The sequence below is a fragment of the Actimicrobium sp. CCI2.3 genome (assembly GCF_035019065.1).
Lineage (GTDB): Bacteria > Pseudomonadota > Gammaproteobacteria > Burkholderiales > Burkholderiaceae_D > Actimicrobium.
Window position 1 is genome coordinate 28727 of the sequence record NZ_JASJWR010000036.1, and the last position, 22941, is coordinate 51667.

26 protein-coding genes and 2 tRNA genes are annotated in these 22941 nt (G+C 52.9%); 27 read left to right on the forward strand and 1 reads right to left on the reverse strand.

What is annotated here, in order from left to right:
* Positions 1-5 precede the first annotated feature (5 nt).
* On the reverse strand, positions 6-626 hold the full coding sequence (locus QN370_RS17665; protein ID WP_322127832.1) for a Maf family nucleotide pyrophosphatase: 621 nt from the start codon (positions 624-626) through the stop codon (positions 6-8).
* 105 nt (positions 627-731) lie between these two features.
* On the opposite strand from QN370_RS17665, the gene QN370_RS17670 reads away from it, so the two are divergent.
* From QN370_RS17670 to QN370_RS17800, 27 genes are all read left to right on the forward strand, one after another.
* Positions 732-1226, forward strand: coding sequence for a DUF177 domain-containing protein (locus QN370_RS17670; RefSeq protein ID WP_322127831.1), 495 nt, complete (start codon positions 732-734; stop codon positions 1224-1226).
* 122 nt (positions 1227-1348) lie between these two features.
* Positions 1349-1531, forward strand: coding sequence for a 50S ribosomal protein L32 (gene rpmF / locus QN370_RS17675; RefSeq protein ID WP_009664394.1), 183 nt, complete (start codon positions 1349-1351; stop codon positions 1529-1531).
* Between the two features lie 149 nt (positions 1532-1680).
* On the forward strand, positions 1681-2772 hold the full coding sequence (plsX, locus tag QN370_RS17680; RefSeq protein WP_322127830.1) for a phosphate acyltransferase PlsX: 1092 nt from the start codon (positions 1681-1683) through the stop codon (positions 2770-2772).
* Complete coding sequence (locus QN370_RS17685) at positions 2769-3755, forward strand: beta-ketoacyl-ACP synthase III (RefSeq protein ID WP_322127829.1); 987 nt, start codon at positions 2769-2771, stop codon at positions 3753-3755. The genes plsX and QN370_RS17685 overlap by 4 nt, the downstream gene beginning before the upstream one ends.
* Before the next feature lie 29 nt (positions 3756-3784).
* Positions 3785-4732: an ACP S-malonyltransferase gene (fabD, locus tag QN370_RS17690; RefSeq protein WP_322127828.1), complete on the forward strand. Its 948-nt coding sequence runs from the start codon at positions 3785-3787 to the stop codon at positions 4730-4732.
* On the forward strand, positions 4729-5481 hold the full coding sequence (fabG, locus tag QN370_RS17695) for a 3-oxoacyl-ACP reductase FabG (RefSeq protein WP_322127827.1): 753 nt from the start codon (positions 4729-4731) through the stop codon (positions 5479-5481). Before fabD ends, fabG begins: the two co-directional genes overlap by 4 nt.
* Positions 5482-5606: 125 nt before the next feature.
* Positions 5607-5846, forward strand: coding sequence for an acyl carrier protein (gene acpP, locus QN370_RS17700; protein WP_009664389.1), 240 nt, complete (start codon positions 5607-5609; stop codon positions 5844-5846).
* A 24-nt stretch (positions 5847-5870) separates the two neighbouring features.
* Positions 5871-7124: a beta-ketoacyl-ACP synthase II gene (gene fabF / locus QN370_RS17705; protein WP_322127826.1), complete on the forward strand. Its 1254-nt coding sequence runs from the start codon at positions 5871-5873 to the stop codon at positions 7122-7124.
* The gene (locus QN370_RS17710) at positions 7124-7663 is read left to right on the forward strand and encodes a protein YgfX (protein ID WP_322127825.1); all 540 of its coding nucleotides are present in this window, start codon (positions 7124-7126) and stop codon (positions 7661-7663) included. The genes fabF and QN370_RS17710 overlap by 1 nt, the downstream gene beginning before the upstream one ends.
* Before the next feature lie 112 nt (positions 7664-7775).
* Positions 7776-8378 (forward strand): RNA polymerase sigma factor RpoE, encoded by a 603-nt coding sequence (gene rpoE, locus QN370_RS17715; RefSeq protein ID WP_322127824.1) that lies wholly within the window; start codon positions 7776-7778, stop codon positions 8376-8378.
* Positions 8379-8430: 52 nt separating this feature from the next.
* On the forward strand, positions 8431-9081 hold the full coding sequence (locus tag QN370_RS17720) for a sigma-E factor negative regulatory protein (RefSeq protein ID WP_322127823.1): 651 nt from the start codon (positions 8431-8433) through the stop codon (positions 9079-9081).
* A gap of 5 nt (positions 9082-9086) precedes the next feature.
* A complete protein-coding gene (locus QN370_RS17725; RefSeq protein ID WP_322127822.1) occupies positions 9087-10115 on the forward strand; it encodes a MucB/RseB C-terminal domain-containing protein in 1029 nt (342 codons plus the stop codon).
* 85 nt (positions 10116-10200) lie between these two features.
* Positions 10201-11619 (forward strand): DegQ family serine endoprotease, encoded by a 1419-nt coding sequence (locus QN370_RS17730; protein WP_416347711.1) that lies wholly within the window; start codon positions 10201-10203, stop codon positions 11617-11619.
* 122 nt (positions 11620-11741) lie between these two features.
* On the forward strand, positions 11742-11954 hold the full coding sequence (locus QN370_RS17735; protein ID WP_322129153.1) for a glutaredoxin family protein: 213 nt from the start codon (positions 11742-11744) through the stop codon (positions 11952-11954).
* Positions 11955-12146: 192 nt separating this feature from the next.
* Positions 12147-13940: a translation elongation factor 4 gene (gene lepA, locus QN370_RS17740; protein ID WP_322127821.1), complete on the forward strand. Its 1794-nt coding sequence runs from the start codon at positions 12147-12149 to the stop codon at positions 13938-13940.
* Positions 13937-14848, forward strand: coding sequence for a signal peptidase I (lepB, locus tag QN370_RS17745; protein ID WP_322127820.1), 912 nt, complete (start codon positions 13937-13939; stop codon positions 14846-14848). The genes lepA and lepB overlap by 4 nt, the downstream gene beginning before the upstream one ends.
* A gap of 68 nt (positions 14849-14916) precedes the next feature.
* A complete protein-coding gene (locus tag QN370_RS17750; protein WP_322127819.1) occupies positions 14917-15261 on the forward strand; it encodes a DUF4845 domain-containing protein in 345 nt (114 codons plus the stop codon).
* A gap of 21 nt (positions 15262-15282) precedes the next feature.
* Positions 15283-16218 (forward strand): ribonuclease III, encoded by a 936-nt coding sequence (rnc, locus tag QN370_RS17755; protein WP_322129152.1) that lies wholly within the window; start codon positions 15283-15285, stop codon positions 16216-16218.
* The gene (gene era, locus QN370_RS17760; protein ID WP_322127818.1) at positions 16215-17117 is read left to right on the forward strand and encodes a GTPase Era; all 903 of its coding nucleotides are present in this window, start codon (positions 16215-16217) and stop codon (positions 17115-17117) included. Before rnc ends, era begins: the two co-directional genes overlap by 4 nt.
* A 42-nt stretch (positions 17118-17159) precedes the next feature.
* Positions 17160-17924 carry a DNA repair protein RecO gene (gene recO, locus QN370_RS17765; RefSeq protein WP_322127817.1) on the forward strand — a complete coding sequence of 255 codons (765 nt, stop codon included), beginning with the start codon at positions 17160-17162 and terminating at the stop codon, positions 17922-17924.
* 15 nt (positions 17925-17939) lie between these two features.
* Entirely contained in the window at positions 17940-18626 is a 687-nt protein-coding gene (locus tag QN370_RS17770) for a pyridoxine 5'-phosphate synthase (RefSeq protein ID WP_322127816.1), read from the forward strand.
* 5 nt (positions 18627-18631) lie between these two features.
* Positions 18632-19024 (forward strand): holo-ACP synthase, encoded by a 393-nt coding sequence (acpS, locus tag QN370_RS17775; RefSeq protein WP_322127815.1) that lies wholly within the window; start codon positions 18632-18634, stop codon positions 19022-19024.
* Positions 19021-20073 carry a beta-N-acetylhexosaminidase gene (gene nagZ / locus QN370_RS17780; RefSeq protein WP_322127814.1) on the forward strand — a complete coding sequence of 351 codons (1053 nt, stop codon included), beginning with the start codon at positions 19021-19023 and terminating at the stop codon, positions 20071-20073. Before acpS ends, nagZ begins: the two co-directional genes overlap by 4 nt.
* Positions 20066-21943, forward strand: coding sequence for an excinuclease ABC subunit UvrC (gene uvrC, locus QN370_RS17785; RefSeq protein ID WP_416172144.1), 1878 nt, complete (start codon positions 20066-20068; stop codon positions 21941-21943). Before nagZ ends, uvrC begins: the two co-directional genes overlap by 8 nt.
* Before the next feature lie 86 nt (positions 21944-22029).
* Positions 22030-22602 carry a CDP-diacylglycerol--glycerol-3-phosphate 3-phosphatidyltransferase gene (gene pgsA / locus QN370_RS17790; RefSeq protein WP_322127813.1) on the forward strand — a complete coding sequence of 191 codons (573 nt, stop codon included), beginning with the start codon at positions 22030-22032 and terminating at the stop codon, positions 22600-22602.
* 84 nt (positions 22603-22686) lie between these two features.
* Positions 22687-22762 (forward strand) — tRNA-Gly (locus tag QN370_RS17795).
* A 104-nt stretch (positions 22763-22866) separates the two neighbouring features.
* A tRNA-Gly gene (locus tag QN370_RS17800) sits at positions 22867-22939 on the forward strand.
* Positions 22940-22941 lie beyond the last annotated feature (2 nt).

A 22941-nucleotide genomic window follows, 5' to 3' on the forward strand; every position in this document is an offset into this window, starting at 1 on the left:
CTTTACTAAAGTGAGTGGCCAAAAAATGTCACGCCAGCTTGCAGGAGCATGCTGGTAAGTGCAATGAGAGGTAGCCCGGTGAGGGCGGTCGGATCGCTACTGTCGATTGATTTGATCAAGACAATCCCGAGACCTTCGTTCTTGGCACTGCCGGCGCAGTCGTATGGCTGTTCGATGCGCAGATAGGCGTCGAGTTGGCTTGATGGCAGATTGCGAAAGGTGACACGCGTTTCAATGTTGCGCAATTGTATTGCATTCATTCCTTGGGAATGACGGGTGTCCAGCAAGCATAGCGCCGTGTGGAACACGACGCTGCGTCCCTGCATTGTTAACAATTGAGCGAGCGCATTGTCATGATTACCGGGCTTGCCGATTTGTATGCCGTCAAGAATGGCTACCTGGTCCGATCCGATAATGAGCGCTTCGCTGTTCTGTTGTGCAACAGCTTCCGCTTTCGCTTGCGCGAGTCGCAGTGCTGTTGCCTCCGGTAGTTCTCCGGGTAATGCGGCCTCGTCGATGTCGGGTGAAGCGACAGTAAATGGCAATCGCAAGCGACTCAGTAGCTCACGTCGGTAGGCTGACCCTGATGCGAGTATCAGTCGGTGCTGTTGCGATTGTTTAAACATGATTTGAAATTGATTTGTGCGTCAATGCATAAAGTGCCTGTAACGCTTTGACTTATAACGAAAAAGGCTGTTATTATCGCAGGTTTTCCGGGTCCCAATACCTCTATGAATGCTTTGGTCATCGATGTGTTCGAGTTTTGCCGCTTGAAAGATCGCCAGGAGGGTGAGGTAGCCGTCGCCGATTTGCCGCGACTTGCCAGTGAAGTTGCCGGTGATTCTGGTGTAATCATCTGGTCTCTCCAAGGTGGTAGCGACAACGCGGGTCATCCCAGATTGTTATTGGAGATTTCCGGAGCGGTGAAGTTGTCTTGTCAGCGGTGTCTTGGTTCTCTGGATTTTGCAATATCTTCCAGCGCAAAACTGGTCATCGCAACGGATGAAGAAGAGGCAGATCGCATCGATGAGGTGCTTGCGGATGACGATACGGATGTCATCGTTGGAACCAAAACCTTGCTCATATTAGATTTGATCGAAGACGAAGCGCTGCTGTCGATTCCGGCATCGGTCAAACACGATATTTGCCCGGATGCAGGAAGCGCAGTGCTGGATGCCGTCAAAAAGCCGTCAGCATTCGCAGCATTGAAAGATTTAAAGCGGTAAAGATTTTGAGTAGGAAGCCGAATACTGTTCACGGCCGTCATGTACAGGGTATCGCTCGGTTTTGTCGTAGTTGGACAGACCGACTATGTTAAAATTTGAGATCTTAGGGTTTAGGAGTAATCATGGCTGTTCAGCAAAACAAAAAGTCCCCGTCCAAGCGTGGCATGCATCGTTCACACGACTTCCTCGTTGCACCGCAACTGGCAGTCGAAGCAACAACTGGTGAGACGCACATGCGTCACCACATCAGCCCTACCGGTTACTATCGTGGCCGTAAAGTCCTGAAAACAAAAAACGACGAATAACATTCGTTGGTATTAAATTATAAAAAGCGGCTCAGCGTATTTTCTGCCTGGTGCCGCTTTTTTACGTGTTGACACATCCCGTTGCATCAGTTTGAGTCGCACCGAATCTTGGCTGTATAGCGGTTGGAGCAGGGTACTGAATCAAATCAATGACCATTAAAATTTCAATTGACTGCATGGGTGGCGACCATGGACCGTCTGTCACTGTCCATGCAGCGCTCTCTTTCGTTGATCATGAACCGGATGCATCACTTATTCTTGTCGGCAAGGAAGAAGTTATCCATGCCGAGTTGAAAAAGCTCAAACGCACTGGTCATCCACGAATTTCTGTCGTCCATGCATCGGAAGTTGTTGAGATGGACGATTCCCTCGAGATCGCATTGCGACGCAAAAAAGATTCTTCGATGCGCGGAGCCATCAATCTCGTCAAGACGGGTGCTGCGCAAGCCTGTGTTTCAGCGGGTAATACCGGGGCGTTGATGGCAGTATCGCGCTACGTATTGAAGACGATTCCCGGGATTCATCGTCCAGCGATCTGCGGCATTATTCCCAATCAAAAGGGTGCTCCTACCTACATGCTCGATCTCGGCGCGAATGTGGATTGCGAGCCGCAGCATCTTTATCAGTTCGCTCTGATGGGGTCTGTGCTGGTTGCTGCCATGGAAGGCATTGCGCGTCCGACGATTGGTTTGCTCAATGTCGGCGAGGAAGATATCAAGGGCAATGATCTCGTCAAGCGCACTGCGGCACTGTTACGCGCCGATCATGAACGAGGTTCGCTCAACTTTTATGGCAATGTCGAAGGCAATGATATCTTTCAGGGAACGACCGACATCGTGGTCTGTGATGGCTTTGTCGGGAATGTCACACTGAAAGCCTCCGAAGGATTGGGTCGCTTTGTGAAAAATGTGCTTGCAGCAGAGTTACGAAGTTCCCCGCTGAATATGCTGGGGGCATTACTGGCGCGCGGCGCGCTGAAGGCAATTTCCCGCCGTATCAATCCGTCTCGTTACAATGGTGCAAGCCTGCTGGGTTTGCGCGGGCTGGTTTTTAAAAGCCACGGTAGCGCTGACAGATATGGCTATGAATGGGCCATCAAACGCGCGTACGATGCAGCGAAGAATGATGTGCTGTCGCGTATCTCGCTCACGATAACGTCGATGATGCCGCAGGCTGACATTCTTCCTTTGGTCAATGATGCAGGCCTGATGCTTGATTTGAATGAGCGGAATAGTGCATGACAACTTATAGCAAAATTATCGGAACAGGCAGTTGCCTTCCTCCCAACCGGGTCACGAATGAGCAACTCGTTGCGCGACTCGCTGCGGACGGCGTAGAGACCTCCGACGAATGGATTTTTTCACGCAGCGGAATTTCGGCGCGTCACTATGCGGATCCCACTGTTTTGTCCAGCGATCTCGCCGTAGAGGCCGCGTTGAATGCCCTTGATATGGCAGGCTTGACCGGCAACGATATTGATTTGATTATCGTTGCCACGTCGACGCCAGATCACTTTGGCGGATTTCCAAGTACTGCATGCGTGGTTCAGAACAAGTTAGGGATTACCAACGGTTGCGCAGCAGTGGACGTGCAGGCAGTATGCAGCGGGTTCATTTATGCGCTGTCGGTTGCTGACAGCTTCATCCGCACGGGCGCGCATGCAAAGGTGCTGGTTATCGGAGCGGAAGTGTTCTCCAGGATTCTTGATTTCAAGGATCGTGGTACCTGTGTCTTGTTCGGCGATGGAGCGGGTGCGATTATTCTTTCCGCCTCCACAGAGCCAGGCATTCTTGCCACCAAGCTGCACGCGGATGGCCGCTATGGCAATATTTTGAGCGTGCAGGGCGGCGTGAGTGGCGGCGTACTTGCGGGCAGCGGATTCCTGACAATGGACGGCCCTGCGGTATTCAAACTGGCCGTCTCGGTGCTCGAAAAAGTCGCCGTCGAAGCGCTCGAAAGTGCAGGCATGACAGCCAGCGAACTGGACTGGCTGATCCCTCACCAGGCCAATATCCGGATCATGCAGAGCACGGCCAGGAAATTAAAAATGCCAGCCGAAAAAATGGTCGTGACCGTTGATCAGCACGGTAACACCTCGGCCGCATCGATCCCGCTTGCGCTCGATACCGCTGTTCGGGATGGCCGGGTCAAGCCGGGGCAGCTTGTCTTGATGGAAGGTGTCGGTGGCGGTTTCACTTGGGGTGCAGTTGTTGCACGAATGTAGAGTCAATCCATTTTTTTTGAAGCGATCGCATGACAAAATTTGCTTTTGTATTCCCCGGTCAGGGTTCACAAGCCATCGGTATGCTGAACGCCTTTGGTGACAATATTGCCGTCAGAGACACGGTTGCCGAAGCGTCGGAGGTGTTGAAAACAGATCTGGCTAGCTTGATTGCAACAGGTCCGAAAGAACTGCTTGATCTGACAACCAATACCCAGCCGGTCATGTTGACCGCTGGCGTCGCGATGTACCGCGCATGGATCGCCGCTGGCGGACCCGTACCTGATCTGTTTGCCGGGCATAGCTTGGGGGAATATTCGGCGCTGGTTGCCGCTGGTATCTTGTCGTTCAAGGACGCGGTTCCTCTGGTGCGTTTTCGCGCCGAGGCGATGCAGCAAGCAGTGCCGGTTGGGCAAGGCGGAATGGCTGCCATCCTGGGATTACCGGATGCCGATGTGATTGCGCTATGTGAAGAGTCTGCGCAGGGCGATGTGGTCGAGGCGGTTAACTTCAACGCGCCTGCCCAGGTTGTCATTGCCGGAAGTAAAGCGGCCATGGAGCGGGCTTGTGAATTGGCCAAGGCCAGGGGTGCAAAGCGTGCCTTGATTCTTCCTGTCTCGGCTCCGTTTCATTCATCGTTGCTCAAGCCTGCATCGGATCGGTTGCGAGACTATCTGGCGCCGCTGCATTTTTCGACTGGCCTTGTACCTGTCATTAACAATGTTGATGTAGAGATCGTGAACGATCCTGCCAGCCTGAAAGATGCGTTGGTAAGGCAGGCTGCGAGTCCTGTGCGCTGGGTTGAGACGATTCAAAAAATGGCGTCATCAGGCACGTCGCACGTGATCGAATGTGGACCGGGTAAAGTGCTGTCGGGGCTGACGAAGCGGATCGACAGCACCCTGGTTTCCGATGCCATCATCGATACGGCATCGCTGGAACGCGTGCTGGAGCTGTTAAAAGGAGTGGCAAGATCATGAGCTTGAATCTGCAAAATCAAATTGCCCTTGTCACTGGCGCATCGCGCGGCATCGGGCGTGCCATTGCCATTGAACTGGTGAATCAGGGTGCCATCGTCATTGGCACGGCCACCACCGAAGGCGGTGCTGCGGCGATCTCTTCGTACCTCGATACGCAGCGCGCCGGAGCGGGCAAAGGCGCAGTACTTGACGTCACCAACGCGGCTGCCTGTCTGGAGTTGGTTGAAAGCATCCAGAAAGAATTCGGCGGCCTCTCCATTCTGGTCAATAACGCGGGTATTACAGCGGATCAGCTTGCACTGCGCATGAAAGAGGATGAGTGGGATTCAGTCATTGCGACAAATCTCACCGCGGTGGGTCGTCTCTCCCGGGCGGTGCTGCGCGGGATGATGAAAGCCAAGGCCGGCAGGATCATCAATATCACGTCGGTCGTTGGTTCAGCCGGTAACGCCGGTCAGATGAACTATGCGGCGGCCAAAGCGGGAGTCGCCGGGATGAGTCGTGCGCTCGCGCGCGAAATTGGCAGTCGAAATATCACTGTCAATTGCATTGCGCCAGGTTTTATTGATACCGACATGACCAAGGCTTTAGCCGAGTCGCAAATCGCACAGTTGACGCAGCAAATCCCCTTGGGGCGACTGGGACAGCCTGAAGATATCGCCGCTGCAGTGGCTTTCCTTGCATCACCGCAAGCTAGCTACATCACGGGCACAACCATCCACGTCAATGGTGGCATGTACATGAGCTGATCAAAATTTACTACTTGAGGCAGCATCTTGATCATTCTTTAGAATGAAAGCCAAAAGTAATTTCTCAATGCGCAAACCTGATAAAATGCGCGCACTTTCTGTCACCCAATCAATGGAGTATCACTATGTCCGATATCGAACAACGCGTTAAGAAAATCGTCGCTGAGCAACTGGGCGTCGCCGAAGCAGACATCAAGATTGAATCGTCATTTGTCGATGATCTTGGTGCAGACTCGCTCGATACCGTTGAGTTGGTCATGGCCCTCGAAGACGAGTTTGAAATGGAAATTCCAGACGAGCAAGCAGAAAAAATCACCACCGTTCAACAAGCAATCGACTACGCCAAGGCACACGTCAAAGCCTGAGTCGATCGCGTCTAGGAGAACCTATTGAGTCGCATACGCCAACGTCCACGTCGCGTCGTCATTACTGGCCTCGGCTGCATTTCACCAGTAGGAAACACAGTTTCTGATGCATGGAATGCTGTTCTTGAGGGGCAGTCGGGCATCGCAACGATCACCAAGTTCGATGCAACTGCCTTCAGTACGCGGTTTGCGGGCGAAGTGAAAAACTTCAATGTTGAAGAGTACATGCTGGCAAAAGAAGCACGCCACATGGACGCATTCATCCACTATGGTATGGCCGCCGGTATTCAGGCGATGCAGGATAGTGGCTTGATCGTTACCGAAGAAAATGCCGACCGGATCGGGGTGATCGTCGGTTCCGGAATAGGTGGCTTGCCACTGATTGAGGAAACTCATGCGGAGCTGACGGCCCGTGGGCCACGTCGCATCAGTCCTTTCTTCGTACCGGCCTCAATCATCAACATGATCTCGGGTCACCTGTCGATCAAGTATGGTCTGCGCGGACCAAACCTCGCTATCGTCACTGCCTGCTCCACCGGGTTGCATTGCATTGGTACGGCTGGTCGCATGATTGAATACGGCGATGCGGATGTCATGATTGCTGGCGGTTCGGAGTCAACAATCTCACCGCTTGGTCTTGGCGGATTTGCGTCGGCCAGGGCATTGTCGTCACGTAATGACGATCCAGCTGCGGCATCGCGTCCATGGGATCGCGATCGTGACGGGTTTGTTCTCGGTGAAGGTGCCGGAGTAATGGTGCTGGAAGAATATGAACATGCCAAGGCACGCGGTGCGAAAATTTACGCAGAGCTGCTCGGCTTTGGCATGAGTGCCGATGCGCATCACATGACCGCGCCGCTCGAAAATGGCGAGGGTGCACGGCGATGCATGATTTCAGCGCTCAGTAATTCGGGTGTAAACAGTTCTGAAGTCAATTATGTCAATGCACATGGTACGTCGACACCGCTTGGTGACATGGCTGAAACCGTGGCCATCAAACGGACGTTGGGTGACCATGCAAAGCGCATCGTAGTCAGTTCGACCAAGTCGATGACAGGTCACCTGCTCGGTGGTGCTGGCGGTTTGGAATCGGTATTTACGGTGCTGGCAGTTCATCATCAAAAGTCACCACCAACGATCAATCTCGAGAATCAGGATCCGAACTGCGATCTTGATTACTGTGCGAATGTCGCCCGAGACATGGTGATTGATGTTGCAGTCAAAAACTCATTTGGCTTCGGTGGCACCAACGGCACTTTGGTGTTCGGTAAGATTTGATGTCGTTGCCTTTCTTTCGGGTTCGCCCGGAAGAGGGCGGCGCTTTCTTTAGCTCCGACAGATCAATCGCGGTGACTGCCGTAATTACTTCTTCCCGGATACTCAAACTACTCTGCGTGACCATGGCGATAATGCTTTTCATAACATCGATAGCATTACTCGTTAACGTTGAACAAGCCTGGCCTTTTGTTTTGCGCGCAGGCTTGTCGGGTTTTGCGTTTTTCTCCGCTGTAGCGGTCTTCATGCAGATCACGGTTTCGCGGCCTCCTGTACGTATTGATATTTCCGGGCAAGGACACATCAGACTTGTATCACGCAGGGATAAGGCTGTCGCTTCATCGGCCAAGATACGGTCCGATGATGATTGCGTGTTGCTTCTGCAGCCGAACAGTTTTATTTTTTCGTCACTGCTGCTACTCAGATTAAAAGACGAGACAGGTCAAACCAAATCACTACTGATTTTCCCTGATTGTGTCTCTTCATCTGCTTTTCGCCGTCTGTCCGTTGCGTGTCGTTGGATAGCTGGGCAGAATCAATGAGCCTTCGGAAAAAAATCATCATCAAACGAGATCCAGTGAATGAACTTTGCTCATTTCAACCAGTCAACAGTTTGGGCCGCGTCCGTGTTGCTAAAATATAAGGGAATGGGGATTGACGACAGAGCGCGATATTGATCAACTACTTGTCGAGCGGGTTCAGCGTGGCGACAAGAAAGCGTTCGAGCTGTTAGTGATCAAGTACCAAAGGAAGCTAATGCGATTGGTCTCGCGGCTTATTCGCGACCATGCTGAAGCAGAAGATGTCGTCCAGGAAGCGTTTATCAAAGCCTATCGGGCTTTGCCGCAATTTCGTGGTGATTCGGCGTTTTACACTTGGCTTTACCGGATCGGTATCAATACGGCAAAGAATTTTCTGGTGACACAGGGCCGTCGTGCACCCACATCAACGGATGCAGATGCGGAGGAAGCAGAAACTTTTGAAGACGCAGACCACCTAAGAGATATCAACACACCGGAGTCACTGCTGGCTACCAAGCAGATTGCAGAAACGGTTAATGTGGCAATGGGAGCACTGCCGGACGAATTGCGTACAGCCATCACCTTGCGAGAAATTGAGGGCTTGAGCTACGACGAAATCGCCGAGGCAATGGGATGTCCGATAGGGACAGTAAGGAGCCGGATTTTCCGGGCACGAGAAGCGATTGCCGAGCGGCTACGCCCATTGCTTGGAACCGCGATCGATAAGCGCTGGTGAATGATTTGTAGTGACAAACAGGGGTTGGTGTGGGTGATTTAGTGAGGTGGCTATGAAGGCGAACGACATGATACGCGAGGAGATTTCGGCATTTGCCGATGGAGAGTTGGCACGGCATCGCTGTGATGAGGTCGCTCGAAAACTACGTCAGCCAGCGGAGCAGGATTGCTGGAATCTCTACCATCAGATAGGCGATGCCCTGCGTTCGGATGACCTGGAAAATGGCTTGAGCGCAGGATTTTTGATGCGCTTGACAGCGCGTATCGATCTCGAGCCGGCGATCATTTCACGTCCGGCTGAAACGCACGTTGTTGATCCTAAAATGGTTCACTCACACGTTGCGGTGCAATCAATGAAGGAGTCTGGCGTCCGTTGGACCGCAGGTCGAAAATTCTTTGTTCCAGGCTTGGCTGCCGCCGCCGCTGTGGTGTACCTCGGCTTGCCAAAGTTGATGATCCCAACCAATTCTGTTGGCAGCAAGCCCTCGATGGAGTTGGCGGTACAGTCTGGGGACGGTTCCAGACAACTTTCCGATGTGATGGTTGTCCGAAATAGTGATTCGCCGTCGCCGGAGCGTGTCGAGGTCCTGCGAGATGCGCAAATGGATGAATACATGCTCGCGCATCAACAGTTCTCTCCGTCACTTTATAGCAGCGCACAGTTTGCACGCTCCGCCACCTTTGCAACCAATACGGGTAAATAATATTCATGCGGCAAACATTAGTCGCGTTCAAGTTTGTCGTCATCTTGTTGAGCCTGATTGCTTGCTCTGCCAAGGCAAATGATTCCATTTTGTCTGACGAAAGTCGGGATGCGCAGAACTGGTTGCAACGCATTCAGGTTGCGGCAAAAAAAGTCAATTATTCAGGCACATTTGTGTATCAGCAGGCTAGTCAAGTGCGTACTTCCCGCATTACACACATTCTCGATGGGAAGAATGAAGTCGAAAAGCTCGAGATTCTGGACGGGAAACCCCGGGAATATATCCGGAATAATGATGAGATTATTTGTTATGTTCCTGAATCAAAGACGCTGCTGATTGAAAAAAAAGGCGCTCAGGATATTTTTCCTGCCATATTGGCTTCAAATGGAACTGACATCACGCTCTATTACGATGTGAGGCGTGGTGAATCAGTGCGCGTGGCGGGCTACGATTCGTTGGCGCTGATATTGGAGCCGAAAGATAATCTGCGCTACGGATATAAATTGTGGGCTGAAAGAACAACTGGCTTGTTATTGCGCGCGCAAACAATCAATGAGAAAAACGTCGTTGTAGAACAAATCGCTTTTACCCAGCTGGAGATCGGGAATATCAACCGTAACCGCGTCAAGCCAAGTTTCAGCAATACCGCTGGTTGGCATACCGAGCACAGCGTAATGGTGCCGGTGTCAACGCCAGGATGGTCAGTCAAGAATGTGCCAGCCGGATTCAAGCTTGTGCGTGAAGTGAAACGCGTTGTTTCGGATGTGTCCGTGCAAGAAAGCTCGGCGAGCGTCGGCGTGTCATCATTGGCCACCCAGCGTGAATTAATGCAATTAGTCTTTTCGGATGGGTTTGCCGCAATTTCTGTTTTTATTGAGCCTGGTTCGCGCAGTAAAACAGAGGGCTCAATGCAGCAAGGGGCCATGAATATTACCGGTAAGCGTCAAGGTGATTTTTGGCTTACCATTGTCGGTGAAGTGCCCGCAGCGTCGATCAAGCAGGTTGCCAACTCCATTGAATTCAAAGCCAGATAACCACTCTATGAAATCTCCTATTATTAATACACGAAAAATTTATTCATTAGCTTTCAGTGTGGCATTCGCGTTGAGTGCGCAAGCAATGATGGCTATACCTGCTACTGCAGCCATTGCAGCGCCTGCGGTAGTGGGATTGCCTGATTTCACTGACATGGTAGAAAAAGCAGGCCCTGCAGTAGTCAATATCCGCACAACGGAAAAAATGAAATCAGGAGCTGGCGCGCCTGGAGTCGGTGCCGACGATGAAGAAATGCAGGAATTCTTCAAGCGCTTTTTCGGCGTGCCAGTTCCACCCCGCCAACAGCAACCGGACCGCCCGTCGCGTCCAAAGCCCCCTGGCGCTGCGCAGCCAGATGAGGAAGTCTCGCGTGGAGTCGGCTCAGGTTTTATTATTTCCGCTGACGGTTACGTGATGACAAATGCCCATGTCGTCGAAGGTGCGGATGAGGTCTATGTCACGTTGACCGACAAGCGTGAGTTCAAAGCAAAGATCATTGGATCTGATAAACGAACCGATGTTGCGTTGGTCAAGATCGAAGGCGCGAGCCTTCCCCGATTAGCGTTGGGTGATTCGAGCAAGGTAAGAGTAGGCGAATGGGTAATAGCAATCGGATCGCCATTTGGCCTCGACAATACCGTTACGGCAGGTATCGTCTCGGCCAAAGCACGCGATACCGGCGACTATTTGCCGTTGATACAAACGGACGTCGCTGTCAATCCGGGTAATTCTGGTGGACCATTGATCAACATGCGTGGCGAAGTCATTGGTATCAACTCGCAGATATATAGCCGCTCAGGTGGTTACATGGGCATCTCGTTTGCGGTGCCTATTGATGAAGCGATGCGGGTTTCAGACCAGTTAAAGCAATCCGGTAAAGTGATCCGTGGTCGCATTGGTGTTCAGATTGGCGAGTTGACGAAAGAAGTGGCCGAGTCGCTCGGGTTGGCCAAGGCGCAAGGTGCTTTGGTCCAAAGAGTGGAAGCGGCAGGGCCTGCTGAAAAAGCTGGCGTCGAAGCGGGCGATATTATTCTCAAGTTCAATGGGGTGAATATCGAGCGTTCCAGTGATTTGCCGCGACTTGTTGGCAGCACAAAGCCAGGTAGCAATTCGGTACTCACCGTATGGCGCAAAGGTGCCAATCGCGACTTGAAAGTGGTTGTCGCCGAAATGGAAGCGGAAAAAACAGCCAAGCGAGAAGAGAAAAAACCCAAAGCCGAACAAGTCGCTAACTCATTAGGTCTCGTCGTCAGCGATCTAACTGATGCGCAAAAGAAAGAGCTCAAAGTCGATGGCGGTGTCCTCGTCAGTGGCGCTGAAGGTGCCGCTTTGCGAGCAGGATTGCGTGCAGGTGATGTCGTGCTTCGCTTGAATAATACGGACATCAAGGATGCCAAGCAGTTCGCCGCATTGGTATCGAAGCTGGATGCAAAAAAAATGGCCGTCATTCTGGTCCGGCGCGGCGATGCGTCACAGTTCGTACCAATTCGTCCCGGTACGTAATAACAACGCCGTTCGCCGCGAGGACTGCTGCCGTCCCGAGCAGTCCAGTTTAATTTTTTAGCAGGTGCTGCTTGATCCATTTCACTTTGTATTCACGCAGTTATTGTCATTTGTGCGATGACATGCTTGTTGCCTTGCGTGCCCACTTGGGCGAAACACAAGCTGACATACGCATCCTTGATGTGGATGAAGATCCAGTCCTTCTGGAAAAATACGATGAACGCGTGCCCGTATTGAAAGGTCGGTACGACGATGGAGCCGATAGCGATCTCTGCCAGTTTTTTCAGGATAGTGAACGACTGGCCCAATTCATCGCATCGCGACCCCAAGCCTAGTTATTTTTGACAGTTCAGTTACAGTGGTCCACATACCTCCTGCAGACGTCGATTGATGTCTGCCGGTATTTTACGGGCATTCCCCTCTGGAATCCGGTAAGATGCGCTGCTGTTTAACCTCCTAAAACAAGGCGCTCGCCTGAGGAACATTTCCTCGACCGGAGCGCCTTTTTTGTAATCGCGCTCGAATCCATGAACAACATTCGTAATTTTTCTATCATCGCGCACATCGATCACGGCAAGTCCACACTTGCTGACCGCATCATCCAATTATGTGGCGGCTTGTCAGACCGTGAAATGGAGGCCCAGGTACTCGATTCCATGGACATCGAACGCGAGCGGGGAATCACAATCAAGGCGCAAACGGCAGCGTTGTCTTACAAGTCGCGCGATGGTCAAATTTATAATCTGAATCTGATTGATACACCGGGTCACGTGGACTTCAGTTATGAAGTCAGCCGTTCGCTGTCGGCATGTGAAGGTGCGTTGCTTGTTGTTGATGCCTCGCAAGGCGTTGAGGCTCAAACAGTTGCCAACTGCTACACCGCACTTGATCTGGGAGTCGAAGTTGTTCCTGTGCTGAACAAGATCGATTTGCCTTCGGCCGACCCCGAAAATGCCATTTCGGAAATTGAGGAAGTCATCGGGATTGATGCCTCGGAAGCAGTGCATTGCTCGGCAAAAAGTGGACTTGGTGTTCAGGATGTGCTGGAGTCGTTGATCATCAAGGTGCCGCCTCCAAAGGGCGATCCTGCCGCGCCGCTGCAGGCATTGCTGGTCGACTCCTGGTTTGACAATTATGTGGGTGTCGTGATGCTGGTGCGGGTCTTCAATGGCACATTGCGTGCCAAGGACAAGATCTTGCTGATGGCGAATGGTTCCGTTCATCTGACCGAAAGCGTTGGTGTGTTCACGCCAAAGTCAGTCACGCGAGAGACGATCTCTGCAGGTCAGGTGGGATTCATCATTGCTGGTATCAAGGAACTCAAGGCCGCCAAGGTGGGTGACACGATTACTCTCGCCAGTCGTCCGGCTACCGAACCCCTTCCTGGTTTCAAGGAAGTGCAGCCACAGGTTTTTGCAGGTCTCTTTCCCGTCGAAGCGAATCAGTACGAGGCACTCCGCGATTCGCTCGAGAAATTAAAATTGAATGATGCGGCACTCCAGTACGAGCCGGAAGTCTCGCAAGCGCTGGGCTTTGGTTTTCGTTGTGGATTTCTCGGTTTGTTGCACATGGAGATTGTCCAGGAACGACTCGAACGCGAGTTCGATATGGATCTCATCACGACTGCACCGACCGTAATTTATGAAGTGGTTTTGCGCGACGGAACACTGCTGATGGTGGATAACCCGTCCAAAATGCCTGACCCTTCACGTATAGAAGAAGTCCGCGAGCCCATCGTGACAGTCAATTTGTATATGCCGCAAGAATATGTTGGCGCAGTGATTACCCTGTGTACGGGTAAGCGCGGTATGCAGATCGACATGAATTATCATGGCAAGCAAGTCAAATTGACGTATGAAATGCCGATGGCAGAAATCGTCCTCGATTTTTTCGACAAGCTTAAATCGACTTCACGCGGTTATGCGTCTATGGACTACGAGTTCAAGGAATATCGCTCGGCCGATGTCGTCAAGGTCGACATGCTGATCAACAGCGAGAAAGTCGATGCGCTGGCCATCATTGTTCACCGCAGCAACAGCAACTACCGTGGACGTGCCGTCGCAGCAAAAATGCGTGAACTGATTCCGCGCCAGATGTTTGATGTGGCGATTCAGGCGGCTATCGGGGCCAATATCATTTCGCGGGAAAACGTGAAAGCCCTGCGCAAAAACGTTCTGGCCAAATGCTATGGCGGGGACATCAGCCGCAAGAGAAAGCTCCTTGAAAAGCAAAAAGCCGGTAAGAAACGCATGAAGCAAGTCGGTTCTGTTGAAATACCGCAAGAAGCTTTTCTGGCAATTTTACAAGTGGATAACAAATGAACTTCCAGGCAATTTTGGGCAACTTTGCATTAATACTTTTTGTTTTGACAATCATTTCCGGCGTGGTCTGGGTGCTGGATGTGTTTTATCTCGCCAAGCAGCGTCGCATCAAGGCTAATTCCGCGCTTCGGGAATTCGATGCACGCAATGCGAAACTGCAAGCTGAGGGTATTAAGCTGGAAGCGTCAGGTCGCCATGCGCTGGAGGCGGAGATTTTGCGTCAGCCGACGTGGGTTGAATATTCAGGCAGTTTTTTCCCGGTTATCGCGCTGGTGTTTGTATTGCGTTCATTTCTGTATGAGCCATTCAAAATACCGTCGCCTTCAATGGTGCCGACGTTATTAGTTGGTGATTTGATTCTGGTGAATAAATTTGCGTATGGCATCCGTTTGCCGCTTATCAATAAGAAAATCATCGAGATCAACGACCCGCAGCGTGGTGATGTGATGGTGTTTAAGTATCCAAAGGACATGTCACTGGACTACATCAAACGCGTAGTAGGGACTCCGGGTGATCGTGTCGTGTACAAAAACAAGCGACTGATAATTAATGGGACGCCGGTTTCTTACGCACCATTGCCTGATTATCTGGATGAAGAGCGACTGACGTATTCGAAGCAATATGTCGAAACGTTCGGTGTCGGGGACCACAAAATACTCAACAATCCCCAAGCGCCCAACGAGCTCAGTAACATCGATAACTACCCGATGCGCGAGGCATGTACGTACGACTCCGAGGGTTTTGCTTGCACCGTACCTGCTGGACAATATTTTATGATGGGCGATAATCGGGACAATAGCGCTGACAGCCGTTATTGGGGATTTGTGCCGGACAAGAACATTGTTGGAAAAGCGTTCTATGTCTGGATGAATCTTGGTAACCTGAAGCGGATAGGTGGTATTCGATAGTCAAACCATAGTGACCGCAGGGGGTGCGTATGCAAAGAGCGTCATCGAGGCGACAACAAGGCGTAACATTGGTCGGCCTGATTGTGATGCTGGCGCTGATCGGCGCAGTCGCTGTGCTGGGATTAAAAGTGGTGCCAACCGTGATCGAATTCCTGTCGATCAAAAAGGCCATCACAGCGGCGAAGGCTGACGGGAAAAATCCGGTAGAGATTCGGGCGTCGTTCGATCGACAGGCAAGTGTCGGCTATATCGACTCGATATCCAGCAAAGATCTGGAGGTAGTAAAAGACGGCGATAACTTCGAGATCAACGTGGCATATCAAAAAAAGATTCCACTGATTGGTCCTACCTGGTTGTTAATTGATTATTCGGCGACGACTGTGAAAGGCGTCGCGAAGAAACCGGTCGAGTAACCCGGTGTCGTGTGGACTGAAATGGATTGTATGCTTCTGGAAGATCGACTCGCTTACTGGTTTAAAGACACTACCTTGTTGCAGCAGGCGCTGACGCATCGCAGCCACAGTGTTGCCCACAATGAACGACTGGAATTTTTAGGCGATTCAATATTGAATTGTGTCATCGCTTCCTTGCTATACGAGCGCTACAGCAAGGTCGATGAAGGAGACCTTTCCCGATTGCGGGCGAATCTGGTCAAGCAACAAGCGTTGTACGAGATCGCACAGCGGTTGGAGATTTCACAGTTTTTGCATCTTGGCGAAGGCGAACTCAAGTCCGGCGGCTTCAGGCGTCCGTCCATTCTGTCGGACACGCTGGAAGCCCTGTTCGGCGCGATTTTTCTGGACGCCGGATTTGATGCGGCGCGAGATGTTATTCGTTCACTTTACATTCCCATTCTGGATTCGGTCGATCCGAAGACGCTAGGCAAGGACGCCAAAACGTTGCTGCAGGAATATTTGCAGGGCAGAAAAATCGCCCTCCCGCAGTACAACGTTGTGGCAACGCACGGTGCTGCCCATAATCAGGAATTCGAGATTGAATGTCTTGTGCCGAAGCTTGACATCAAGGTTTTTGGTGCCGGAGGAAGTCGTCGTGCGGGAGAGCAAGCGGCGGCGCAATGCGCTCTGGATATCCTGCAGTCAGCCCTGTCCAAGGGCGGTTCGGGTGCACGCAAGGTCAAGCCGCGTGCGTCCCAATTGAAGTTGACTGGAATCGCGACGATTCAGACCGACTCTGCTTCAGAGCGAGCCCCGTCCGAGTCTTCAATGCCAGGCAAGTATGCCGAACCAAAAAAAGTGCCGGGCAAGGCGGGCAAGCTCGCGCTGCCTGCGTCCAACGTTGTTGTGCAGGAGCCGGAAACGGCTCCTGAAACAGCCATTTCCATCTCCGTTACCCAATCGAAAATCGCATGACTGAATCAGTAACAACCCCGAATTTCCGCTGTGGCTACATCGCTATTGTCGGTCGTCCCAATGTCGGCAAGTCGACGTTGATGAATGCGCTGATCGGCGCAAAAGTCAGCATCACGTCGCGCAAGGCGCAAACTACGCGGCATCGTATTACCGGCATTCAAACTGTTGAAGATACGCAGTTTATTTATGTCGACACACCCGGCTTCCAGACCAAGCATGCGAATGCGCTCAACAAGACACTCAACAAAACTGTCGCTAATACGCTGACGTCTGCGGACGTCATCCTGTTCCTCATTGAAGCGGGAACATTTGGACCGGCGGACCAGCAAGTGCTGGATTTGATACCGGATACAGTGCCTTGTATCCTGGTGATCAACAAGTCAGACCGCGTCAAGGACAAGGCTGTCCTTTTGCCGTTCGCGCAAGAAATCGCTTCCAAGCACGATTTTGCTGCGGTGGTACCGGTCTCGGCGACATTACGTTTTCAGCTGGATGGCCTGCAAAAAGAAACGCGGCGCTTCTTGCCCGAAAATCCTCCCGAGTTTGGTCCCGATGACATCACGGATCGGAGTGAAAAATTTCTTGCTGCCGAGATCATTCGTGAGAAAGTTTTCCGGTTCGTCGGTGATGAGTTGCCATACACAAGTACGGTACTGATCGAAAAATTTGAACAGGAAGGTGATTTGCGCCGGGTGTTTGCCGCGATTCTGGTCGAGCGTTCCACCCACAAATCGATGCTGATCGGACAGAAGGGTGCACGCCTGAAAGAAATTTCAACGCAGTCCAGACTGGATATGGCGCGGCTGTTTGGTGGTCCGGTCTATCTCGAAATATGGGTGAAGGTCAAGTCAGGCTGGGCCGACAACGAAGCGGGCCTGCGCGCTTACGGTTACGAATAAGTCGACAGGGTGATTCGCGCGGCCGATCAGCCTGAACTTCCGGTGACCACGGTCAAGCCGCTGGCGCGTCCGCGTCGTGCGGCCCCCGCAGAGAAAACCCTGCGCATCGCAGGTCAGCCCGGTTTTGTGCTGCATAGTTATCCGCACAGGGAAACCAGCCTGATTATCGATGTGTTCACCCGCGAGCACGGTCGAATCGGACTGGTGGCCAAAGGTGCCAAGCGTCCTCATTCTGCACTGCGCGGCGTACTGCAAACGTTTCAGCCACTGTCATTGAGCTGGACAGGTAAATCCGAAATTCGGACGCTGACAGCGGCCGAATGGGTCGGTGGCTTGCTGCCTCTTGAAAAATCCGCTTTGCTGTGCGGGTTCTATCTCAACGAGTTACTGATCAAGCTGATCGCTAGGGATGACCCGCATCCTGGTCTGTTCGATCATTATGTGTCAGCGCTCAATCAGCTGGCGCACGGCGAAACTGCACCCATCGTTTTGCGTAAATTCGAGCTTAGCTTGATGAAGGAAACCGGCGTCGCGGCTGATCTCAGCATGTGTTCAAGTACGGGACAACGGGTTGTGCCAGGCAATAGCTATGTGGTTGACCCGGAGCGCGGTGCGCGACCGGCCCGGCCGTCCGATATCTGGCCACGCGTCTCGGGCCAGACCTTACTGGATATGGAGCGCGAAGACTACACTGGGTCGATGACGCAAAGCCAGAGTAAATTCCTGATGCGTTTTTTGCTGGCGCATCAGCTCGGAGGTGTTCCCCTCAATACCCGCCAGATCCTGATCGATCTGACCCAGCTTTAGGAAGTATCGCTACCGATGAGTTATCTCAATCCGCATTCTACTGGCCCGGACTTTTATGTCGATCTGATGCCGCTGGTTCGATTACGTTCTGATCGACCCGGACCGGACCTTGTTCAGGCTGCCCGTCTTGCCCAAGCTGCCGGTGCCGATGGTATCAGTCTGCTTACAGGCGAGGTCGCTCCGGCTGTGTTTGCAGCAATCGTTTCAGAGCTGATGATCAAATTGCATTTGCGGTTACCAGTGGGTGGTCAGCTGCTTGCTCAGGCGATCAGCATGCAGCCGCAGCGAGTCTGTATGGTCATGGGTGACGGGAATGCTGAGATCACGCAGCAATTGCAAGCGCACGGAATAGAGCTGGCATTTGCCATCGAAACCGACCTTGAGCAAGTGCAGGCAGCCCATGCTGCAGGTGCCTATGCGATTGAATTTGACGCGAGCATGTACGGTACTTCGACAAATGCGGTTCGCGCAGATGAAGAGTTTGAGCGGCTCGCGACATGCACTGCTGCAGCGACCCGTCTCGGGATGCAAGTGCAAATCGCGCACGGGCTTGACCTGACCAATGCTGCTCGTCTTGCCGCGCTAGAGGATGTCATGCAGATTCAGGTTGGTCAATCTTTGCTGATCCGGGCGATTGCGGTGGGTTGGCAAACGGCAGTCGGGGACATGAAGGCAATCCTGACGCAAGCTCGCAGGCATTGACAGTCATGATCTACGGCATTGGTACCGACATCATCCGCATAGACCGTATTGCCGCTGCGCTCAGGCGCCACGGTCCGCGGTTTGCCGAGAAAATTCTTGGCACTGAGGAACTGGCAAAATATCATCACCGGGCAGCCAGTTCCGATCAGCGCGGAATAAGTTTTCTTGCGACGCGCTTTGCGGCCAAGGAAGCTTTTTCCAAAGCCATTGGCCTGGGAATGAGGATGCCGATGACCTGGCGTGCGATGCAAACGTTGAACGATCCAAGTGGCAAGCCGGTGATCGTGACCAGCGGCACATTGGCCACGTTCATGGCGCAGCACGAATTGACCGCACAGGTCTCGATTACCGACGAAACCGACTATGCGGTCGCTTTTGTCATCGTGGAGAAAAAATGAAGAACGTAGTCAGCAGCATTGCGCAACGCATCGGACCTGTCATGCTCGATGTGGTTGGTACGGTCCTCGATGCGCACGATATCGCCCGCATTTGCCATCCGCTGACGGGCGGGGTCATCCTGTTTGCACGCAATTGGCAAGACCGTGCCCAATTGGTCGCCCTGACCACGGCAATTCACGCTGCAAAGCCGGGCGTGCTGATCGCGGTCGATCACGAAGGTGGTCGCGTCCAGCGCTTTCGTACCGATGGTTTCACGGTGCTGCCGGCGATGCGGCACCTCGGTCAATTGTGGGACGTTGACGCACAGGCTGCCAGTTGCGCCGCCACCGATGTCGGTTTCGTACTGGCAGCCGAGCTGCGTGCCTGCGGTGTCGACCTGTCGTTCACGCCGGTCCTTGATCTGGACCACGGCGATTCAGGCGTCATCGGTGATCGGGCCTTTCATCGTGACCCGGCAGTAGTGACGCAACTGGCGCGGAGTCTTAATCATGGATTGCTGCTTGCAGGAATGGCCAATTGCGGCAAACATTTTCCAGGGCACGGTTACGTCAAGGCGGATTCGCATGTCGCCATTCCGGTTGATGATCGCGCTGTCGAGGCCATCGTGGCGGATGATGCCGCGCCCTATCGCTGGCTCGGACGGGGCTTGTCAGGCGTGATGCCGGCACACGTCATTTATCCGCAATTCGATGCCGCACCGGCCGGATTTTCAAAAAAATGGCTGTCGTTATTGCGTAATGAAATCGGCTTCGAGGGCGTCATTTTCAGTGACGACCTGAGCATGGAAGGTGCCAGCGTTGCCGGCGACGTGGTCGCTGGTGCGACCGCCGCGCTCCAGGCCGGTTGCGACATGGTCTTGATCTGCAATCGTCCCGATATGGCCGATCAGCTACTTGCCGGTCTTGATCCGGCATTGGCGACGACGGCCAGTTCGGCGCGTATCGCAGCGCTGATGCCATCGAGCACGCCCATGCAATGGGAGGTACTACAAGCGGATACGCGTTACCACGCCGCATTACGTACGGTCGCAGGCTTGATGCATGTCTGAGGAAGTGCCTCCAGTCACCGTCGTGCCGTTGTCGGATGCACGCATGATCGTGCTCGACACGGTCGCCAAGTTGCCGCATCTGCCCGGCGTCTATCGCTATTTCGATGCCGACAATAATGTGCTGTATGTCGGCAAGGCACGTGACCTGAAGAAGCGTGTTTCCAGCTATTTTCAGAAAACGCTCAGCAGTTCGCGTATCGCGATGATGGTTGAACGCATCGCCCGGCTCGAGACCACCGTAACGCGCAGTGAAGCCGAAGCGCTGATCCTGGAAAACAATCTGATCAAGACGCTGCATCCGCGTTTCAATATCCTGTTTCGGGACGATAAGTCGTACCCGTATCTTAAAATTTCCGGGCAGTCTTTCCCGCGCATGGCGTACTACCGCGGCTCGGTCGACAAGCGCAGTCAGTTTTTCGGACCGTTTCCGAGCGCATGGGCCGTGAAAGAGTCGATGCAGATTCTGCAAAAGGTGTTTCTGTTGCGAACCTGCGAGGACAGCGTTTTCGCCAACCGTACCCGTCCATGTCTGCTGCATCAGATTCACCGCTGTAGCGCGCCGTGTGTCGCCGAAATCAGTCAGGAGGATTACAACCTGGATGTTGAAAATGCCGCGAAATTTTTGCGTGGCCAGCAAAGCGAGGTGATGCAAACGCTCGAAGGAAAGATGCATGCGTATGCCGGTGAACTGAAGTTTGAACAGGCAGCGACTGTGCGCAACCAGATCAGCGCCTTGTCGCGCGTGCTGCACCAGCAAACCATGGAAACGGGCAGCGATGCCGATATCGATATCATCGCCGTCATCGTGCAGGGCGGACGTGCCTGCGTGAATCTGGCAATGGTGCGAGGTGGCCGGCACCTTGGTGACCGCGCCTACTTTCCGACCCATGTTGACAACGCGCTGGCCACCGCTGAAGACGCCATTGATGTCGAAGTGCTGAAAGCATTTCTTGCTCAGCACTACCTGGAGAAATTCATTCCGTCGACCTTGATCTTGAATCTCGAGTTCGATCAGCCCGAATTGATGCTGGCGTTAATCGAGCAGTGTGGTCACCGGATCAATCTGCTGTTCCAGCCGCAAGCGCAGCGTCGGCAGTGGCTGGAAATGGCCTGCAAGGGCGCTGAAATTTCTCTTGCGCGCTTGCTGTCGGAGCAGGGATCGCAGCAGTCGCGTACCCGTGCGTTAGTTGACGTGCTGGCACTCGATAGTGCCGACATCGAGACGTTGCGCGTCGAATGTTTCGACATCAGCCATACGCAAGGCGAAGCGACCCAGGCATCATGCGTGGTATTTCATCACCATGCCATGCAGAACGGCGAGTATCGACGCTACAACATCAACGACATCACCCCCGGTGACGATTACGCGGCGATGCGGCAGGTATTGACGCGGCGTTATGAAAAAGTCGCCAACGGTGACGGCGTGATGCCCGATATCGTGTTGATTGATGGTGGTAAAGGCCAAGTGGAAGTGGCGCGTCAAGTATTTGTCGAGCTGGGACTCGACATCAGCCTCATCGTCGGTGTCGCCAAGGGTGAGGGACGGCGGGTTGGACTGGAAACGCTGGTCTTTGTCGACGGTCGTGAAGCCAAAGAACTCGGCAAGGAATCAGCCGCACTGATGCTGATCGCACAGATTCGTGACGAGGCTCATCGCTTTGCGATCACGGGCATGCGTGCCCGACGCGCCAAGACCCGACAAGCGTCGCGTCTTGAAGAGATCGAAGGTATTGGTGCCAAACGACGACAAAAGCTGCTGGCACGTTTTGGTAGCTTGCGTGAGGTAACCAATGCCAGTGTGGAAGAGCTCACGTCGGTTGATGGTATTTCACGTCAATTGGCGGAAGACATTTATCGGCAATTGCATTAGATTACTGGCACGTTGCCATTAGCCGGGTTCAGGACGCTCGGCTAAACGCCTTATCAAACCAAGCCTGACTTTCAAGAGCCCGACCCATGCCACTGAATTTTCCGATCCTGCTCACGTGGTTGCGTGTTGCGTTAATCCCATTGATGGTCGGCGTATTTTATTTGCCTGGAGCCTGGATTTCATCGTTTGACAAAGGTTTGGCATCGACCTGCATTTTTATTGTGGCTGCGCTGACGGACTGGTTGGATGGTTTTCTGGCGCGCCGCTGGAACCAGACGTCCGCGTTTGGCGCATTCCTTGATCCGGTCGCCGACAAGCTGATGGTTGCAGGGGCACTTCTGATACTGGTGCAACTTGATCGTGTCAACGCCGTCGTCGCCTTCATCATTATTGGCCGTGAGATCACGATTTCGGCCTTGCGTGAGTGGATGGCGCAGTTAGGCGCATCCAAATCCGTAGCGGTCAGCTCGATCGGAAAAATCAAGACAACGGCGCAGATGGTCGCTATTCCGATGCTGCTGTACTACGACACGTTGCTTGGTTTGATTGACACGCGGATTTGGGGGCAATGGCTGCTGGCTGTTGCGGCCGTGCTCACCGTGTGGTCTATGTTTTATTACCTGAGAAAAGCGTGGCCATTGATGAAAGAGCATTCATGACCGATGTTCTGTTTTTTGTTGAGTCTGGAAGCTGCTGGCTTGACAAAAAGAAGCGGCCCTCTATAATACGCCTCTGTTGTGAACGCGGGAGTAGCTCAGTTGGTAGAGCGCAACCTTGCCAAGGTTGAGGTCGAGAGTTCGAGCCTCTTCTCCCGCTCCAGATTAACGATGAAAGCTGTTTCAAGCTTCCATTTCGATTTAAGAAGAGTTCGGTTCGATGCAAAGTACAGGCGTGCATCAAACGAACTCAGCAACAAGTTTCACGCGGGAGTAGCTCAGTTGGTAGAGCGCAACCTTGCCAAGGTTGAGGTCGAGAGTTCGAGCCTCTTCTCCCGCTCC

Bases quoted from the DNA above. Each gene is read 5' to 3' on its own strand.
- QN370_RS17665 (WP_322127832.1), bottom strand. From the start codon at position 626: ATGTTTAAACAATCGCAACAGCACCGACTGATACTCGCATCAGGGTCA.
- QN370_RS17670 (WP_322127831.1), top strand. From the start codon at position 732: ATGAATGCTTTGGTCATCGATGTGTTCGAGTTTTGCCGCTTGAAAGAT.
- rpmF (WP_009664394.1), top strand. From the start codon at position 1,349: ATGGCTGTTCAGCAAAACAAAAAGTCCCCGTCCAAGCGTGGCATGCAT.
- plsX (WP_322127830.1), top strand. From the start codon at position 1,681: ATGACCATTAAAATTTCAATTGACTGCATGGGTGGCGACCATGGACCG.
- QN370_RS17685 (WP_322127829.1), top strand. From the start codon at position 2,769: ATGACAACTTATAGCAAAATTATCGGAACAGGCAGTTGCCTTCCTCCC.
- fabD (WP_322127828.1), top strand. From the start codon at position 3,785: ATGACAAAATTTGCTTTTGTATTCCCCGGTCAGGGTTCACAAGCCATC.
- fabG (WP_322127827.1), top strand. From the start codon at position 4,729: ATGAGCTTGAATCTGCAAAATCAAATTGCCCTTGTCACTGGCGCATCG.
- acpP (WP_009664389.1), top strand. From the start codon at position 5,607: ATGTCCGATATCGAACAACGCGTTAAGAAAATCGTCGCTGAGCAACTG.
- QN370_RS17710 (WP_322127825.1), top strand. From the start codon at position 7,124: ATGTCGTTGCCTTTCTTTCGGGTTCGCCCGGAAGAGGGCGGCGCTTTC.
- QN370_RS17720 (WP_322127823.1), top strand. From the start codon at position 8,431: ATGAAGGCGAACGACATGATACGCGAGGAGATTTCGGCATTTGCCGAT.
- QN370_RS17725 (WP_322127822.1), top strand. From the start codon at position 9,087: ATGCGGCAAACATTAGTCGCGTTCAAGTTTGTCGTCATCTTGTTGAGC.
- QN370_RS17730 (WP_416347711.1), top strand. From the start codon at position 10,201: ATGATGGCTATACCTGCTACTGCAGCCATTGCAGCGCCTGCGGTAGTG.
- QN370_RS17735 (WP_322129153.1), top strand. From the start codon at position 11,742: ATGCTTGTTGCCTTGCGTGCCCACTTGGGCGAAACACAAGCTGACATA.
- lepA (WP_322127821.1), top strand. From the start codon at position 12,147: ATGAACAACATTCGTAATTTTTCTATCATCGCGCACATCGATCACGGC.
- lepB (WP_322127820.1), top strand. From the start codon at position 13,937: ATGAACTTCCAGGCAATTTTGGGCAACTTTGCATTAATACTTTTTGTT.
- rnc (WP_322129152.1), top strand. From the start codon at position 15,283: ATGGATTGTATGCTTCTGGAAGATCGACTCGCTTACTGGTTTAAAGAC.
- era (WP_322127818.1), top strand. From the start codon at position 16,215: ATGACTGAATCAGTAACAACCCCGAATTTCCGCTGTGGCTACATCGCT.
- QN370_RS17770 (WP_322127816.1), top strand. From the start codon at position 17,940: ATGAGTTATCTCAATCCGCATTCTACTGGCCCGGACTTTTATGTCGAT.
- acpS (WP_322127815.1), top strand. From the start codon at position 18,632: ATGATCTACGGCATTGGTACCGACATCATCCGCATAGACCGTATTGCC.
- nagZ (WP_322127814.1), top strand. From the start codon at position 19,021: ATGAAGAACGTAGTCAGCAGCATTGCGCAACGCATCGGACCTGTCATG.
- uvrC (WP_416172144.1), top strand. From the start codon at position 20,066: ATGTCTGAGGAAGTGCCTCCAGTCACCGTCGTGCCGTTGTCGGATGCA.
- pgsA (WP_322127813.1), top strand. From the start codon at position 22,030: ATGCCACTGAATTTTCCGATCCTGCTCACGTGGTTGCGTGTTGCGTTA.